The sequence below is a fragment of the Turicibacter bilis genome, assembly GCF_024499055.1.
Lineage (GTDB): Bacteria > Bacillota_I > Bacilli_A > MOL361 > Turicibacteraceae > Turicibacter > Turicibacter bilis.
The window spans coordinates 171,289-187,917 of the sequence record NZ_CP071249.1; the positions used below are offsets into that span (position 1 = coordinate 171,289).

17 protein-coding genes and 1 riboswitch are annotated in these 16,629 nt (G+C 35.3%); of the genes, 16 read left to right on the forward strand and 1 reads right to left on the reverse strand.

The window, feature by feature from the left end; translation table 11 throughout:
- The first annotated feature begins 12 nt into the window (after window positions 1-12).
- The 15 genes from J0J69_RS00870 (at window position 13) to J0J69_RS00940 (ending at window position 13,573) form a co-directional block, all read left to right on the forward strand.
- Window positions 13-2,100: a molybdopterin oxidoreductase family protein gene (locus J0J69_RS00870; RefSeq protein ID WP_212725501.1), complete on the forward strand. Its 2,088-nt coding sequence runs from the start codon at window positions 13-15 to the stop codon at window positions 2,098-2,100.
- Window position 2,101: 1 nt separating this feature from the next.
- Complete coding sequence (locus tag J0J69_RS00875) at window positions 2,102-2,512, forward strand: 4Fe-4S dicluster domain-containing protein (RefSeq protein ID WP_055305609.1); 411 nt, start codon at window positions 2,102-2,104, stop codon at window positions 2,510-2,512.
- 1 nt (window position 2,513) lies between these two features.
- The gene (locus J0J69_RS00880; protein ID WP_212725500.1) at window positions 2,514-3,746 is read left to right on the forward strand and encodes an NAD(P)/FAD-dependent oxidoreductase; all 1,233 of its coding nucleotides are present in this window, start codon (window positions 2,514-2,516) and stop codon (window positions 3,744-3,746) included.
- Window positions 3,747-3,771: 25 nt separating this feature from the next.
- A complete protein-coding gene (locus J0J69_RS00885) occupies window positions 3,772-4,719 on the forward strand; it encodes a TDT family transporter (protein WP_212725499.1) in 948 nt (315 codons plus the stop codon).
- Window positions 4,720-4,856, forward strand: a riboswitch (molybdenum cofactor riboswitch).
- A 66-nt stretch (window positions 4,857-4,922) separates the two neighbouring features.
- Window positions 4,923-5,948, forward strand: coding sequence for a molybdopterin-binding protein (locus J0J69_RS00890; RefSeq protein ID WP_212725498.1), 1,026 nt, complete (start codon window positions 4,923-4,925; stop codon window positions 5,946-5,948).
- 1 nt (window position 5,949) lies between these two features.
- Window positions 5,950-7,155: a molybdopterin molybdotransferase MoeA gene (locus J0J69_RS00895; RefSeq protein ID WP_212725497.1), complete on the forward strand. Its 1,206-nt coding sequence runs from the start codon at window positions 5,950-5,952 to the stop codon at window positions 7,153-7,155.
- Window positions 7,156-7,173: 18 nt separating this feature from the next.
- Window positions 7,174-7,662 (forward strand): cyclic pyranopterin monophosphate synthase MoaC, encoded by a 489-nt coding sequence (moaC, locus tag J0J69_RS00900; RefSeq protein WP_055305604.1) that lies wholly within the window; start codon window positions 7,174-7,176, stop codon window positions 7,660-7,662.
- The gene (gene modB, locus J0J69_RS00905) at window positions 7,646-8,422 is read left to right on the forward strand and encodes a molybdate ABC transporter permease subunit (protein WP_212725496.1); all 777 of its coding nucleotides are present in this window, start codon (window positions 7,646-7,648) and stop codon (window positions 8,420-8,422) included. Before moaC ends, modB begins: the two co-directional genes overlap by 17 nt.
- Entirely contained in the window at window positions 8,422-9,444 is a 1,023-nt protein-coding gene (locus J0J69_RS00910; protein ID WP_212724515.1) for a sulfate/molybdate ABC transporter ATP-binding protein, read from the forward strand. The genes modB and J0J69_RS00910 overlap by 1 nt, the downstream gene beginning before the upstream one ends.
- Window positions 9,437-10,522 (forward strand): molybdopterin-guanine dinucleotide biosynthesis protein B, encoded by a 1,086-nt coding sequence (gene mobB, locus J0J69_RS00915; RefSeq protein ID WP_212724514.1) that lies wholly within the window; start codon window positions 9,437-9,439, stop codon window positions 10,520-10,522. The genes J0J69_RS00910 and mobB overlap by 8 nt, the downstream gene beginning before the upstream one ends.
- A complete protein-coding gene (moaA, locus tag J0J69_RS00920) occupies window positions 10,494-11,462 on the forward strand; it encodes a GTP 3',8-cyclase MoaA (protein WP_212724513.1) in 969 nt (322 codons plus the stop codon). Before mobB ends, moaA begins: the two co-directional genes overlap by 29 nt.
- A 1-nt stretch (window position 11,463) precedes the next feature.
- Window positions 11,464-11,904, forward strand: a complete 441-nt coding sequence (locus tag J0J69_RS00925) for an MOSC domain-containing protein (RefSeq protein ID WP_212724512.1) — start codon at window positions 11,464-11,466, stop codon at window positions 11,902-11,904.
- A gap of 19 nt (window positions 11,905-11,923) precedes the next feature.
- Complete coding sequence (gene modA, locus J0J69_RS00930) at window positions 11,924-12,679, forward strand: molybdate ABC transporter substrate-binding protein (protein WP_212724511.1); 756 nt, start codon at window positions 11,924-11,926, stop codon at window positions 12,677-12,679.
- Window positions 12,666-13,169 carry a MogA/MoaB family molybdenum cofactor biosynthesis protein gene (locus J0J69_RS00935; RefSeq protein ID WP_237252358.1) on the forward strand — a complete coding sequence of 168 codons (504 nt, stop codon included), beginning with the start codon at window positions 12,666-12,668 and terminating at the stop codon, window positions 13,167-13,169. Before modA ends, J0J69_RS00935 begins: the two co-directional genes overlap by 14 nt.
- Window positions 13,170-13,354: 185 nt before the next feature.
- Complete coding sequence (locus J0J69_RS00940; RefSeq protein WP_055242137.1) at window positions 13,355-13,573, forward strand: hypothetical protein; 219 nt, start codon at window positions 13,355-13,357, stop codon at window positions 13,571-13,573.
- A 12-nt stretch (window positions 13,574-13,585) separates the two neighbouring features.
- Here J0J69_RS00940 and J0J69_RS00945 read toward each other — a convergent pair whose 3' ends face one another.
- The gene (locus J0J69_RS00945; RefSeq protein ID WP_237252356.1) at window positions 13,586-14,572 is read right to left on the reverse strand and encodes a threonine aldolase family protein; all 987 of its coding nucleotides are present in this window, start codon (window positions 14,570-14,572) and stop codon (window positions 13,586-13,588) included.
- Between the two features lie 869 nt (window positions 14,573-15,441).
- Here J0J69_RS00945 and J0J69_RS00950 point away from each other — a divergent pair.
- Window positions 15,442-16,620, forward strand: coding sequence for a cation diffusion facilitator family transporter (locus J0J69_RS00950; RefSeq protein WP_055242141.1), 1,179 nt, complete (start codon window positions 15,442-15,444; stop codon window positions 16,618-16,620).
- The last annotated feature ends 9 nt before the right edge of the window (window positions 16,621-16,629 follow it).

Consider the following 16,629-nt stretch of genomic DNA (forward strand, 5'->3'; position numbering starts at 1 on the left):
AAGGAGATACTTATGAAAAAAGTACAGTCGACATGTAATTATTGTTCATTAGCTTGTAATATCGATTACATCGTAGAAGAGAACAAAATTGTAAAAGTCATTCCGACAAAAGGCTATCCAGTTAATAATGGATTCTCATGTATTAAAGGATTAAATTTAGATAAACAGCACTCAGTTTATAAAGCAAATCCATTACCACGTATTAAAAAAGAAGATGGAACATTTGAACATGTTTCATGGAATGAAGCTTTTACTTACACAGCCAATAAATTAAAAGAAATCCATGAACAATATGGTCCAGAAAGTATTGCCGGAATCAGTACCGGACAATTAACGCTAGAAGAAATGGCGTTATACGGACATGTCATGCGTAACTTCTTAAAAGCTAACGTAGATGGAAATACACGCTTATGTATGGCGACGAGTGTTGTAGCACATAAACAAAGTTTTGGATTTGACGCACCACCATATACATTAAATGATTTAGAATTATCAGATACAATCATTTTAATCGGAGCAAATCCAGTGGTTGCTCATCCAATTCTTTGGGGACGTATTAAAGCGAACAAAATTGAAGGTAAAAAAGTGATTGTTATTGATCCACGTTATACAGAAACAGCAAAACGTGCCGATCATTTCTACCGTTTAAAAGCAAAATCTGATTTAACGTTATTATATACATTAGCTCATGTATTAATTGAAAAAAATTGGATTGATGCAGCATACATTGAAAACCATACAGAAAAGTTTGAAGAATTCAAAACATTTGTTAAAGAGTTTACATTAGATAAAGTTGAAGAGAAAACAAACTTAACAGCTGAACAAGTATTAGAATTAGCAACAATGATTCATGAAGGAAAAGCTGTTTCACTTTGGTGGACAATGGGAATTAACCAAGGATATGAAGCGGTGCGTAATGCGCAAGCTATTATCAATATTGCCTTAATGACAGGAAATATGGGACGTCCTGGTACAGGAGCGAACTCAATTACTGGTCAAAGTAATGCCATGGGATCACGTTTATTCAGTAATACAGCTGGTTTATACGGTGGGGGAGATTATGATAATCCAGTTCGTCGTCAAGCAGTAGCAGAAGCATTAGGAATCGATGAATCATGGTTACCATCTAAACCAACGTTACCATACAATGCGATTATCGAAAAAATTAATGCTGGAGAAATTAAAGCATTATGGGTTCTTTGTACAAATCCACGTCACTCATGGATTAATAATGAAACATTCAAAGAGGCAATGGACAAATTAGATTTATTCATCGTTCAAGATATTTATGACGATACAGATAGCTCAGAAGATTGTAGTGTCTTCTTCCCAGTTGTACCTGGAACGAAAAAAGAAGGAACATTAATCAATACGGAACGTCGTTTATCTGCTGTACGCCCGGCTTTATTAATGGAAGAAAATGAAATGACTGATTTCAATGTTATTTTAAATGTTGGTAAAGCACTTGGAATGGGGGATTTACTTGATGGATGGAAAACACCTCAAGAAGTCTTTGAAAAAATGAAAAAATGTTCAAAAGGAATGCCATGTGATATTACAGGTGTTGATTATAATGCTTTAGTGGATTCAAAAGGAATTCAATGGCCATTTAAAGAAGGGGACACTTTAACAGAAAATGAGCGCCGTTTATTTGAAGATGGACAATTCTATACACCAAGTAAAAAAGCTCAATTTATGTTTGAAGCTGTTACAGAAAATCCATTACAATTAACTGAAGAATTCCCATATGTTTTCAATACAGGACGTGGAACAGTCGGTCAATGGCATACACAAACACGTACACGTGAAATTGCTTTTGTTAATGATGCAGTTTCACACGTTGCATATGTTCACATCAATGAAGAGTTAGCGAAAGATTTAGGAATTAAGCATCAAGAAATGATTGAAATTACATCAATTAATGGTGTGACACGTCGTTTCATGGCGATGGTTTCAGATACAGTGGCATACAACGAATTATTTGCTCCAATTCACTATATTGAGACAAATGCCTTAACACCATCTGTTTATGATCCATATTCAAAAGAACCTTCATATAAGAGTACACCAGTACAAATTAATAAAGTGAAAGGGGCTTAATATGAAACGTATTAAGATTGATAGAAGTAAATGTATTAGTTGTTTAACTTGTGTCACAGCTTGCGTCGTGTCTCACGAAAGCTGTGATTCAAGAAACCGTGTGGTTGTTGATAGCGAAGGAAAAAATTCACCAATTTTCTGTCGTCATTGTGATTTACCTGAATGTGTTTATACATGTATGACAGGTGCAATGTCTAAAGATAAAGAAACTGGTTATGTTCAATATGATGGAACACGTTGTGCAAGTTGCTATATGTGTATCATGGCATGTCCTTATGGGGTTTTAAAAGCAGATCGCTTAAAACAAAAATATATTATGAAATGTGATATGTGTACATCACATGATGCAAAAACTCCACAATGTGTGGCGAACTGCCCAATGGAAGCTATTACACTTGAGGAGGTAAAGTAAGATGAATTATGTAGTTGTAGGTGCCTCAGCAGCAGGAGTCAATGGAGTTAAATATATTCGTCAACTAGAACCGGATGCAAATATTACCTTAATTTCAAAGGACGAGCATATTTATTCACGTTGTATTTTACATCATTACTTAGAAGGAATTCGCGATATTAAAGCGTTAGAATTCGTAGAAGATGGATTTATTGAAAAAAATAATATTAACTGGATTAAAGGGGTTGGGGTTGAAAAAATCGAACCAAAACAAAAAGAATTAATTTTATCTGATGGACGTACGGTGTCATATGACAAAGTCTTATTAGCAACAGGTGCATCAACCTTCTTCCCACCAGTTAAAAACTTAAATGATGCAAAAAATGTCTTTGGATTAAGAAACTTAGATGATGCGATTGAAATTAAAGAAAAAGCTCAATATGCAAAAAACATCGTCGTGATGGGAGCAGGACTTGTTGGAATTGATGCTTTAACGGGATTATTACATTATGGAAAGAATTTAACATTAGTTGAGTTCAAAGGACATATGTTATCAATTCAGTTAGATAAACGTGCAGCTAAAACATATCAAGATGCGTTTACAAATGAGGGAGTAACGCAATATTATGATACAGCCGTTCAAGAAGTGATCATGGATGAAACAGGGGCTGTCAAAGCATTAGCTTTATCGAATGGATTAATTATTGACTGTGATTTCTTAATCGTCGCAACAGGTGTTCGTTCAAATGTTGCTTTCTTACAAGATAGTGGCATTGAATGCGATCGTTTCGGATTAATCTTTGATGAGTATGGACGCACAAGTGATGAATCTGTTTACGGTGCAGGAGATATTTCAGGACGTAATCCAATTTGGCCAGCTGCTGTAAAAGAAGCCATTATCGCAGCAACAAATATGTGTGGACATAAACGTGAATTAACTGATTTCTTTGCAAGTAAATCAACCATGAATTTCTTACATATTCCAACCATGTCACTTGGAACACCAGAACCAGCTGATGAAACTTATAAAGTTGACATTGAAGAAGACGGGCAAGGAAACTATAAAAAAATTATTCATAAAGACGGTGTCATTTATGGAGCTCTTATTCAAGGAGACTTATCATATAGTGGTGTATTAACGCAGTTAATTAGAGAAAAGATTAATATTGATAAGGTTGAAAAATCAATCTTTAAAATCGATTATTCGGATTTCTTCCACTTAACAGATAACTGCCAATTTACATACAATGATTAATTGACACGAGGAGAGAATTTTACTGATGAAAACTTTATTACAAAAGATTGCTAACTTACCGGTTGGAGCAATTGCAACGATGGTAGGGTTAGCAACCCTTTCTAATATGTATGCCTCATTAGGATATTCAGGGATTAAACATATTACGATGTTTGTAGGAATTTTAGTATGGGCAGCAGCGTTCTTAAAACTAACTGTTCATTTCCAAATATTTAAAAAAGAATATGCAAATGTTGTTCCAGCAAGTTTATATGCGGCATTTACGATGTTAACGATGATTTTAGGGAGCTATATCTTTACTTATTCTCCTGCTATCGGTAAAGGAATCTGGTTAACAGGTGTTGTATTACATTTCATTCATATTTTAATTTTCACGTATCGAAATGTGATCAAAGGTGTAAATAAAGACACATTTGTTCCAACATGGTTTGTCACTTATAATGGATTCTTAGTTTCTGCGGTAGTCGGAACAGGGATGAATATGCCAGGCTTATTAAAAATTATTGCTATTTATGGAATCATTGTTTTCCTAATGATTATTCCATTCATGATCGTTCGCATGATTCGTCGTCCATTACCAGCACCATTAACTCAAACAGCAGCAATTTTATTAGCGCCAAGTAGCTTATGTTTAGTTGCTTACTTAAATGCCTTTGCTACTCCAAATGCAATCGTGGTTTATGGATTATATGCAGCTATATTTGCGACATTAATCTTCATACTAATTAATATTCCTAAATTCTTTAAGTTTGAATTCCATCCTGGTTTTGCAGCGTTAACATTCCCATTAGCGATTGGTGTCGTTGCATCAACCAAAATGGCTGGATATTTAACAGCACAAGGATTTGAAGTATTCGGATTATTTGTGAAAGAAGTTTCAGGAATCCAGTTATACGCGACAACGATTATTATTGGATTTGTTGCTTATAACTTTGTTCGACTGTTAGTTCGTTCATATCAAAAACAAAACTAAATAACCCAAAGTAACCGAGCAAAAATACCTAAGGAGTGTCTCTACGGTATTGAGCCTAAGTCTTTAGATGACTTACAGGGTTGAGCGAGAAATCAATCAGCCTTCCACATTTGAAAAGGTGAAGTTAATTTAAAATTGTTAAGTCAATTTGCCTTTTTATCATGCGCAAATTGACTTTTTTAAATTAACGATTGGAGGATAATATGAAAAAAATTAAAACAATTGATGCGGTAGGTCATGTTTTATGTCATGATATTACGCAAATTATTAAAGATGTTAAAGATGGACCGGTTTTTAAAAAAGGTCATGTTGTTCGTGAAGAAGATATTGAAGTCTTGTTATCTGTAGGGAAAGACCATCTGTATATTTATGAAGCGGATGAATCGATGCTTCATGAAAATGATGCGGCAGATATTTTATATAACGTTTGTAAAAATGACTACATGAAACCAACAGAAGTTAAAGAAGGAAAAATTGAAGTCATTGCGACAGAAGGTGGACTTTTAAAAGTTGATATCGATCGCTTACAACAGATTAACGAAATCGGTGAAATCATTATTGCCACACGTCATAATAACACCGTGATTAAGGCAAATGACAAATTAGCGGGAACGCGAATTATTCCCCTCATGATTCACAAGGATAAGTTAGAACAGGTAAAAGCGATTCATAATGAACAGCCACTTCTTGAAATTAAGCCATTCCATCATTTCAAAGTCGGAGTCATTACAACAGGAAATGAAGTTTATTATGGACGTATTAAAGATACGTTTACACCTGTGATTAAAAATAAATTAGCGAAATATAATTTAGAGATTAATCATCATATCATTGTGAATGATGATATTGAAAAAATTCAAGCTGCCATTTCAGAATGTCGTGACTTAGGAATGGAGCTTATCATTTGTACAGGTGGAATGAGTGTGGACCCTGATGATTTAACACCAGGAGCAATTAAAGCATCAGGAGCAGAAATTTTAACATATGGTGCACCTGTATTACCGGGAGCAATGTTCTTACTTGGATATTTTGAAGATAAAACACCAATCGTTGGATTACCAGGTTGTGTCATGTATGCGAAGGCGACAAGTTTTGATTTAATGTTCCCTCGTATTTTAGCAAAAGATACGATTACAAAGAAAGAAATCGCAGCATTAGGACATGGTGGACTTTGCTTAAAATGTCCAGTTTGTACGTTCCCACACTGTGAATTTGGAAAGGGTAGCTAAAATGGAACGAATTACATTAGAACAAGCGATTGAAGTATTAGTTCAGCAGACTAAAAAACAAACGAAAACAAAGACTGTATCTGTATTCGAGGCGTTAAACCAAGTATTAGCTCATGATGTATATGCCCCTATTAATGTGCCATCTTTTAATCGTTCAGCAATGGATGGATATGCGGTAAAAGCTTCAGAAACTGCAGGTGCAAGTCATGAAACGCCTATTAAGTTGCAAGTCATCAAGCAACTCATGGCAGGAGATTATGCTCAGTTAAAAGCAGAATCGAATCAAGCGGTTCTTGTCATGACCGGTTCTTATATTCCAGATGGTTTTGATGCAGTCATTCGTCAAGAGGATACAAATTACGGAGATGAAGTCGTTGAGCTTTACGCGAGTGTGAAGCCATTTATGAATTATAGTGCGATTGGAGAAGATATTAAACAAGGTCAGTTAATGCTTCAAGCAGGAACCGTTTTAACGCCGATTCATCTAGGCATTTTAGCTAGTTTAGGAATGGAGAAAGTGGAGGTATTAGCCCCAATTAAGGTCGGATTGATTAGTAGTGGCAGTGAATTAGCCGAGGCACCTGAGGCGTTAAAACCGGGACAAATTTATGATAGTAATCGATTTGTCTTAACGTCACGTTTAAAGCAGTTAAATGTTGAAGTTGTTTTCTCTAAAAAAATTAGTGATGATCCAACTGCCGTTGCATGCTTTATTAAAGAACAAATGAAAAACGTTGATTTAGTGATTACAACAGGTGGCGTTTCAGTGGGTAAAAAAGATATTATGCATGAAGTGATTTCACAGCTGGAGGCCAATCGTTTATTTTGGCGAATTAATATGCGTCCAGGAACGCCAGTTCTTGCAAGTCTTTATCAAGATAAATTAATGTTAGGGCTATCCGGAAATCCATTTGCCGCTCTTACAACTTTTGAATTATTATTCCGTCCAATCCTTTCACAAGCTATGCATACGAATACGTATACTTGTGTGAGAAAACAGGCACGATTTAAAGGGACATTTAATAAAGGAAGCAAACAACGTCGCTTTATTCGAGCTTATTATGAGGATGGCGTTGTTAGTATTCCAACAGGAGAACATGCTTCATCGGTTTTATCGAGCATGTTAGGATGTAATTGTTTCATTGATATTGAAGCTGGAAATGCTGGATTAGCAGAAAATGAAACGGTTGAAGTCGTTTTACTTTAAATAAATGGAGGTCATAGGATGAGCGATAAATTAACACATTTTAACGAAGAAGGGCATGCCATTATGGTCGATGTCACAGATAAAGTGGCGACACAACGAGAAGCCGTTGCGAAAGGAAAAATTGTTGTGAGTCAGGAGATTATCGATCGCATTAAAAATAATGAGATTGAAAAAGGAGACGTTCTTGGAATTGCTCGAATTGCTGGGATCATGGCTGTTAAGAAAACATCTGAACTCATTCCTTTATGTCATCCATTATTTATTAGTAAATGTGCCATTGATTTTGAAATTAATGAAGCAGAAAGTTATATTGAAGCGAGCTGTACGGTGAAAGTGGATCAAAAAACAGGCGTTGAGATGGAAGCTTTAACCGGGGTTAATATCGCTTTATTAACGATTTATGATATGTGTAAAGCCATTGATAAAAAAATGGAGTTAACAGATATTCGTTTATGTTATAAATCAGGTGGTAAAAGTGGTGTCTTCGTCAATGAAGAAAGATCATAAATGGTTACGCCTTAACTATGTTTTCACGTTGACTTTTACAGTTCTACCGTTTTTAGCATTTATTATAAGAGGACGTCTGGTTGAATTTAATGCGTTGGATTGGCAGGTCATTAGTTCGAGTCTATGGGTGAGCCTGAAATGTAGTCTGATTGCGATGCTCATTGTCATCCTTCTTGGACTTCCAACGGGTTATTATATCGCTAGACATTCCTTTAAATATAAAATTTTTTTTGATACTTTGTTTAATCTGCCGATGATTTTACCTCCCGCCGTCATCGGATTATTACTGCTTTTGACCTATGGAAGTCATGGGTTTATCGGACGCTATCTGTTAGCGATGGGGATCAAAACAAGTTTCTCTTCATTCGCTGTTATTTTGACATTTATCTTTGTGTCATTACCTGTTTTTATTAAAGGGGTTAGTGTCGCCTTTTCAGAGGTGGATGAGCAGTTAGAAACGACTGCACGCATTCTTGGAGATTCCCCGCTTCAAGTGTTTAAACGAATCACATTTCCTCTTGCTAAAAAAGGACTTATTGTTTCGTTATTAATGGCTTGGACACGAGGTCTATCTGAGTTTGGAGCAACGATTATGTTTGCTGGAAATTTAAAAGGAGTGACGCAAACTTTACCACTTGCCATTTATTCAGCAATGGAATCAAATATGAATAATGCATTATTCATTTCATTTTTCATGTTTATCCTTGCCTTACTCGTTTTAGTGAGCACGCATCTTTTAAGTGAGGAGCGTGATACTTAATGTTTCATATTTGTATTAATCATTTGATTCATGACACTTTAACAATAGAGGCGGAATTTGAATTAAAAGCGGGAGAAATTACAACGCTTATTGGAAAAAGCGGATCAGGAAAATCTAGTCTTTTAAATTTAATCACAGGTGTTATTCATGGAAAAAATGTTCAAATAAAAAGTGATACGGTGACGTATCAGGATATTCAGACAGGGACGTTTATCCCGGTTCATGAGCGAAAGTTTGGGTATATTCAACAAAAGGCTCAGCTGTTTTCCCATTTAAGTGTTTGGGAAAATCTGACGTATAGTCGAGTGCCCCTGGATGAGAAAAAACTTGAAGACTATCTCGATATCTTTGAGTTACGTCCACATCTTAATAAGCGAGTTCGTGAACTTTCCGGTGGAGAAGCTCAACGTGTTTCAATCGTTCGAACATTGATGAGTGAACCAGAGTTGTTACTCATTGATGAAGGCTTTAGCGCGCTCGATCCAAATTTGAGATTAAAACTAAGAGATTATTTACAGACATTAAAAAAAGAATTAAATATTCCGATCTTATTTGTGACTCATGATTTATATGAAGCGTATCAATTAAGTGATTACGTGTTATTTATTGAGAATGGAAAACTAATTGAACAAGGGACGAAGAAACAGATGTTTCATTTCCCGAGTAACATTAAAACTGCCCGCTTTATTGGGGTTGAAAATATTTTCAAAGCGTCTAGTGAAGATGGGCAGTTGAAGATTGATGAACGATTATTTGAAGTTGATGTTTCAAATGTTCAAGTGAAGTCTATTGGGATTAAAGCGACTCATGTCAGTATTCATGAGGAGGGGTTACCTGCACACGTAGAAAAAGTGATCGATGATTTGACATCCGTGACCATTTATTTAAGACTTAATGGACTTCATCATCCTTTATTGATGAAACTCTCACCGCTTGAAGCAGCAAAGCATCATCTTCATCTTCATCAACAGCTTAACGTTAAGATTCATCAATTTATTTTTTTGGAGGGTCATTGTGATTAACTTAAGTACAGCTATTCTAGTCGGTGGAAAGAGCCGTCGGATGAATGGTGAAAATAAATCATTTTTAATGTATCAAAATCAAACGTTTATCGAACGAATGATAACTCAATTAAAACCTTTTGATGAATTACTTATTTCCGTTCGAGAACGTGAACCATATGAAAAACTAGGCTATCCACTGATTCAAGATGTTTATGAAAATATTGGACCACTTTCTGGTTTATATGAGTGTCTGAAAATCTGTCGACAGGAGTATTTATTTGTTTGTGCGACAGATATGCCAAAGCTAACAACCGAATTAATTTTATATATGCAACAATTTATTAGTTCTGATTATGATTGTTATGTGATTGAAGCGGGAGGCAAACGACATCCATTATGTGCCATTTATAAAAAGTCATTATTGCCGATAATTGAAGAAATGATAGAGAAGAAGGAACACCGATTAATGCAATTGCTTAATCGAGCGAAAACTAAAGTGATTTCTCTTGAATACAGTTGTTTTGATGAATCTGTCGTCATGAACGTTAATACAAAAGAGGAGTTTGATGTATTAAAAGAACCAGCCATATTTTGTGTCAGTGGGATTAAAAATAGTGGGAAAACCACGTTGATTACGAAAATTATTAAACAATTAACAGATAGAAATTATCGTGTTGGTGTCATTAAACACGATGGTCATGAATTTGAAATCGATGTTGAAAATACTGATACGCATAAACATCGATTGGCTGGGAGTACGGGAACGATTATTTATTCAAAAACCAAATATGCTGTCATGAAAGATTGGTCTGTGATTGATTTAGAGTTATTAATCTCCTACTTATCTGATTTAGATGTCATCATTATGGAGGGAATGAAACATTCGTCTTATCCTAAAATAGAGGTGGTTAGAGAAGGACGATCGAATGAGATTGTCTGTGATCCCAACACATTACTAGCTATTGCAACCAACACAAATTTAACGCATGAAAGTGTTGATGTCGTCTCATTAGATGATATCGATCAAATCATGGATGTGATTGATAGAAAGGTTCTAGGTGGAAAAAATGCGAGATCAATATCAACGAAAAATTGATTATGTCCGCATCTCAATTACGGATCGTTGTAATTTAAGATGTACGTATTGTATGCCAGGTGAAGAAGTTGACTTTATTCATCATGAGAAGTTACTGAGCACCGAAGAGATTTTAAAGATTGTTAAAGCGTTTGAAGAATTAGGCGTGACTAAAGTCAAGATTACAGGTGGAGAACCGCTTGTTCGTAAAGATATTATTGAACTGATTGCAAGCATTAAGAAAATGGCTGGAATACAAGAAGTAAGTATCACAACAAATGGTGTCTTACTCGAAAAAATGATAGATGATTTAGAGCAAGCTGGGCTTGATAGTATCAATATTAGTTTAGATACATTAAAACCTGCTCAGTATGCACTCATGACGCGTCGAAATCAATTTGATATCGTCATGCGAGGAATTCAGTGTGCGATTAAGAGTTCTATTCCTAAAGTTAAATTAAACTGTGTCCTGATTAAGGAGATTAATGGGGATGAGATTTTAGATTTAGTCGAACTAGCTCATCAAACTCGTGTACATGTTCGTTTTATTGAATTAATGCCGATCGGTTATGCAAAGAATTTAACACCGATTTCCGAAGATGAGGTCCTTGATTTATTAAGTAAGCATTATGAAGGCGTTAAACCATTTGAAGGGAAACTAGGAAATGGGCCAGCTCATTACTATGAGATTGAAGGATTTTTAGGAAAAGTTGGCTTTATTTCAGCGATGAGTCATCGTTTCTGTTCAACATGTAATCGAGTTCGCGTAACGAGTGAAGGATATTTAAAAACGTGCCTTCACTTTAAAAAAGGAATCGATTTAAAAGCTCATATTGCCACAGGCAATTTAAAGGAAGCAATTTTAGAAAGTTTACAAAAGAAACCAAAGCAACACCAGTTTAATGAAGTATTAAATGAAGAAGAAGTTGACCAACGAATGATGGTTCAAATAGGAGGATAACATGGGAAAAGTACATGCAATTTGTATTAGTGAAAAAAAAGGAACACAAAAATCATTTATTGAAGAAGCAACATTTATTGAGAATTTTGGAATTGAAAATGATGCGCATGCAGGAAAATGGCATCGACAAGTTTCGTTATTAGCTTATGAAAAAATTGCTGATTTCAATTCACGCGGGGCCGAAGTTAAGGATGGAGCGTTTGGTGAAAATTTAGTTGTCGAAGGCATTGATTTTACGTCACTTCCAATTGGAACTATTTTTAAATGTAATGAGGTAGAGTTAGAGTTAACTCAAATCGGTAAAGAATGTCATCATCATTGTTTAATTTATTATAAAATGGGAGAATGTATCATGCCTAAAAATGGAGTGTTCACTCGTGTATTAAAAGGTGGCGTTATCCGAGTAGGCGATGAGATGACGTATGAGTTACCAGTCGAGTAGAAAGCGAGAGATTTTAACAATGAAAAAATGGTGGTTAAGCTTATTAATCGGTTGTTTATTAGTCGGATGTAGTCAAAAGCAAGAACCAACCGTTGAACTCAATGTCTCAGCTGCTTCTTCATTACAAGAAGCAATGCAAGAAATTGCAGCTGATTTCATGGAACTCTATCCTAATGTAAAGGTTCAATTGAATTTTGGCGGATCGAATGTTCTAAAAACACAAATTGTTGAAGGATTTGATGTGGATTTATTTTTATCAGCGAATTTTAAACAATATGATGAACTCGTGCAGTTAGGAAAAATTGAAGCGGGTTCATTATTTGCAACCAATCGTGTCGTTATTGTGACAAATAATCATCAAGTTCAAAGTGTTTATGATTTGGCTAAACCAAATCTTCAAGTGGTACTTGCTAATGAATCGGTCCCAATTGGTCAATATGCAGCATCGATTATTGATTCAATTGATGAGAATGAACCAGGATTTAAAGCAGCCATTGATCAAAATATTGTGTCGCGTGAAGAAAATGTTCGCCAAGTGTTGATGAAAATCACCTTAAATGAAGGCGATGCTGCTTTTGTTTATCAAACGGATTTAACACCAGACGTTAACGATCAAGTAACTGTCGTTTATCTTCCGAATGAGTATGATGTGATTAGCGAATACTACATGGGAATCATTAAACAAAATGAAGTGAAGAAAGAAGCCGAGCAATTATATGACTATATTTTATCAGATGCCGGTCAAGAGGTTTTAAAATCATATGGATATGAATAGAATTCAAGCAGCTATTATTACCATGTCTGATTCACGTTCACAGTCAACTGAAAAAGCAGATGAAAGTGGAGCAGTGATTAAAGAAATTTTAGAAGCCAATGATTATGAAGTGGTTCATTATGAACTGATTAGTGATGATTTAGATGGAATTAAAAATAGTTTAATTCGCGTTTGTGATCAAAATATTAGTTTAGTTTTAACGACAGGTGGAACAGGACTGTCTAAACGAGATAATACCCCTGAAGCGACAAAAGCAGTCATTGAAAAAGAAGTTCAAGGAATTAGTGAAGCGATGCGTTATCATAGCTTACAAATTACTCCACGTGCCATGCTATCACGTGGAGTATCGGGTATTCGTCAAAATTCATTAATTATTAATCTGCCAGGAAGCCCGAAAGCAGTTCGAGAAAATTTAGAGTATATTATTCCTTCACTTCGCCATGGATTAGAAATTTTACGTGGAGAAGCGAGTAATTGCGCTGGAAAATAAAGGTAAAAGACACCAAGGTGTCTTTTTCTTTTGAGCTCATTGATTCTTATTAAAAAGAATAGATAATCTGCCACCTGAAAGAAAGGATGTGAATATACTATAGAGACTCAAACAAATATATTCGTCCATGATGAGCTAGATGATTGAAAGGAGGGAGGCAGCAGTATCATCTGTTGCAGAATTGAATGTTAATAAATACGCCAAGTATTGAAGAAGATCTTGTTGATGAGGATGAGTCTTTATCTGAGACGTCTCAATTGAATAATCAATTAAGTAACCAGAATGAGCAAACGACGAATGCAAATGGTAGTTGGTATAAGGGGAGTACTTTTGCAGGAGTTTTAGTCATTATTTTATTTGTCGTTTGGTTTTTATATCGGATAGGTTGCCTTGGACATGATTAAAAAGGATGCTCTTCATCGTTGAAGGGCATCCTTTTCTTGAAATTGAATAATTGAACTTAGAAACTCATAAATATCTTGACGAGTCGTAGAGAATGACGTAATGAGTCGAATGATCGAGTGAGACTCGTCATAGGTATCCCAGACTAAAAACGTAAATCGTTGATGAAGATAGTCAATTAAAGAATTTGGAAAAATCGGAAAGAGTTGATTAGTATCACTATCGACGAGAAATGGAAAATTAAGTGTGCTTAAACCTTCTTTTAATAATTGTGCCATGCTATTTGCTTCTTGCCCAATTTTAAAATAAAGCTGATTTTGAAAAAGTTCTGCAAATTGAATGCCAAGAAGACGTCCTTTGGCTAAAAGTGCTCCTTTTTGCTTCATACTAAATCGAAAGCAGTCTTGAAGCAGTGGATTTGAAATGACGAGTGCTTCGCCAAATAAAGCGCCATTTTTTGTTCCACCAATATAAAAGGCATCAGTTAGATGAGCGTAGTCTGATAATTGTAGCGTATTAGAGGGAGCGGTTAAAGCGGATCCTAGCCGAGCTCCATCTAAGTAGAGATAAAGTTGATGATCTTGACAAAAATGAGAGAGCCTCTCTAACTCTTGCTTAGAATAAAGGGTTCCAAGTTCAGTTGGATTAGATAAATAAAGAAGTTTAGGTTTTAACATGTGTACCGTGTTATGAGCGGCAACGATTTTTTGTAATGCTTCAAGCGTGACTTTTCCATCAATACTTGGTATTTCGATGACTTTGTGTCCCGTGGCTTCAATTGAACCTGTTTCATTAAAGGCAATATGACCGGTTGAAGGAGAGAGAACTGCTTCATAAGGTCTTAGGACGTGTGAAATAAAGGTTAAATTGGTTTGAGTGCCACCCATCAAAAAGTGAATATCGCACTTTGTTGGATTGAGATATGTTTGAATGTATTCTTTTGCTTGTTGACAATAATAGTCTGTCCCATACCCTGGTGTTTGTAGCATATTTGTTTGCATTAAGGCGCTCATAATGGTAGGATGAGCTCCTTCAGCATAATCAATTTGAAAATTAATCATGAATTGAGGAGACGATTAGGTGTCTCCTTTCCTCCTCTCCATCCGTATTAGTTTCTTGGTATACTTTATTCAGTAGATGAGGGAAACATGTTAAGAAATCTAAGGTCATATAAAAGGAGTAGACAAGAGCAACGTTCTTTAAAAACGATAAAAATCTATCCAGATCGTGTGAAATATTTCCTAGAGATTTGATTTAACTTTAAAACTTATAGTGTGGATGCATAAATACGGAACGTCATTTCTAAATTCGAATAGATTTCTACTCCATACATACTAGTCGGAAAGAGAATCGTCACATTCATACCGAAAAGAATATCAAATTGTTCGTTTCATTCCTATTTAATATTAAGATTTACTTGTCATTAGTCGTTTTAACTCAAATTCCTTCATTATGAAGATAAGAATGAAACAAATCTTTCATGATCGGAGGCTCAAGATTACTACTTTTAAATCATTTGATTTGGTCTTACTATCCTACTATTCGTTTCACGTTCAGTAGCGGGAATTGTTAAAATGATTGTGATAAGTAAACATGAATAAGTAATACAAGAACCTCAAACAAGCTCAATCAGCTGCATGATAAAGTATAGTCATTTGCAATAATTTGAGTAGAATGGATAAGAATTTAATGATGACTAGTTAAAATCCTGTTATATGCCTCATCGCGCGGATAAGAAGATTGAACGGTTGATGAGGAAAAAAGATTAAGGTGCTTACAAATTTTAACTGAAATACTAGCCAAAATGTATGGAATAAGATAAGATATTATAACGATAATAATGTAAAGTGATAGAATGGAGTCGTTGTTGATGCTTACTAAATGGTTAACGAAACACTTAATTAAAAATAGTGATCAAGTCCAAGATGAAACGGTTCGAGAACGATATATTTATGTGGCGGGCATGGTCGGAGTAGTGGCCAATGTCTTATTATTCATCATTAAATTTATCGTTGGAATGTTAGCAGGAAGTATTGCGGTGATGGCAGATGCCTTTAATAATTTCTCTGACATGGCCTCATCTGTTATTACGATGGTCGGAGTTAAGTTAGCGAATCGTCCAGCCGATAAGGAACATCCACATGGACATGGGCGTATTGAATATATTTCGGCTTTAATTGTTGCTTTTATGGTTATGTTAGTTGGCGTACAATTTATTCAATCGTCGATTAATCGTATTTTAAATCCAAGTGAAATCAAGTTTGAATGGATTTCTTTTATTTTATTAGCAGTTTCTGTGTTAGTCAAACTGTGGCTGAGCCGATTTAACAAACAAATGGGAGAAACGATTCATTCAACAGCCTTAAAGGCCGCTTCTGTTGATGCGTTAGGGGATGTATTTACCTCAAGTACGGTGTTACTTTCATTTTTAGTGGCACGTTTTACAACGTTCCCCATTGACGGATATGCTGGGGTATTAGTAGCATGCTTTATTTTGTATGCGGGGTATTCATTAGTCAAAGAAACGATTAGTCCTTTACTAGGCGAAGCACCTGATGAAGAATTAGTGAATCAAATTTATGAACGTTTGTTATCGTTTGAATATGTCACAGGGGCACATGATTTAATGATTCATAACTATGGTGTTGGACGTATCATTGCTTCAATCCACGCTGAAATTCCAGCTGATATCGATATCATGACGATTCATGATGTGATCGATGAGGCCGAGCGTCAAATCTCAGAGGAATTAAATTTACATTTAGTCATTCATATGGATCCTGTTTGTATTGAAACAGAAGAGATTAGAGTGATGAAAGCTGAATTAGAGAACATCATTAACGAGCATGATGTGATTATGTCGATGCATGACTTTAGAATCATTGGGCACGAACCGAATAGAAATTTAATCTTTGACTTAGTTGTTGATGGTTCAAAGTTAACAAAAGAAATCACGGAACAGAGTATCAAAGATGAAGTCACTCAGCGTATTCAAATGTCACATCCAAGCTATCGTTGTGTCATTGTCATTGATAAAATTTATACGTAATAAAAAACT

Excerpts from the sequence above, each read along its gene's own strand:
- J0J69_RS00870 (WP_212725501.1), top strand. The coding sequence starts at position 13 with ATGAAAAAAGTACAGTCGACATGTAATTATTGTTCATTAGCTTGTAAT.
- J0J69_RS00875 (WP_055305609.1), top strand. The coding sequence starts at position 2,102 with ATGAAACGTATTAAGATTGATAGAAGTAAATGTATTAGTTGTTTAACT.
- J0J69_RS00880 (WP_212725500.1), top strand. The coding sequence starts at position 2,514 with ATGAATTATGTAGTTGTAGGTGCCTCAGCAGCAGGAGTCAATGGAGTT.
- J0J69_RS00885 (WP_212725499.1), top strand. The coding sequence starts at position 3,772 with ATGAAAACTTTATTACAAAAGATTGCTAACTTACCGGTTGGAGCAATT.
- J0J69_RS00890 (WP_212725498.1), top strand. The coding sequence starts at position 4,923 with ATGAAAAAAATTAAAACAATTGATGCGGTAGGTCATGTTTTATGTCAT.
- J0J69_RS00895 (WP_212725497.1), top strand. The coding sequence starts at position 5,950 with ATGGAACGAATTACATTAGAACAAGCGATTGAAGTATTAGTTCAGCAG.
- moaC (WP_055305604.1), top strand. The coding sequence starts at position 7,174 with ATGAGCGATAAATTAACACATTTTAACGAAGAAGGGCATGCCATTATG.
- modB (WP_212725496.1), top strand. The coding sequence starts at position 7,646 with ATGAAGAAAGATCATAAATGGTTACGCCTTAACTATGTTTTCACGTTG.
- J0J69_RS00910 (WP_212724515.1), top strand. The coding sequence starts at position 8,422 with ATGTTTCATATTTGTATTAATCATTTGATTCATGACACTTTAACAATA.
- moaA (WP_212724513.1), top strand. The coding sequence starts at position 10,494 with ATGCGAGATCAATATCAACGAAAAATTGATTATGTCCGCATCTCAATT.
- J0J69_RS00925 (WP_212724512.1), top strand. The coding sequence starts at position 11,464 with ATGGGAAAAGTACATGCAATTTGTATTAGTGAAAAAAAAGGAACACAA.
- modA (WP_212724511.1), top strand. The coding sequence starts at position 11,924 with ATGAAAAAATGGTGGTTAAGCTTATTAATCGGTTGTTTATTAGTCGGA.
- J0J69_RS00935 (WP_237252358.1), top strand. The coding sequence starts at position 12,666 with ATGGATATGAATAGAATTCAAGCAGCTATTATTACCATGTCTGATTCA.
- J0J69_RS00940 (WP_055242137.1), top strand. The coding sequence starts at position 13,355 with ATGTTAATAAATACGCCAAGTATTGAAGAAGATCTTGTTGATGAGGAT.
- J0J69_RS00945 (WP_237252356.1), bottom strand. The coding sequence starts at position 14,572 with ATGCAAACAAATATGCTACAAACACCAGGGTATGGGACAGACTATTAT.
- J0J69_RS00950 (WP_055242141.1), top strand. The coding sequence starts at position 15,442 with ATGCTTACTAAATGGTTAACGAAACACTTAATTAAAAATAGTGATCAA.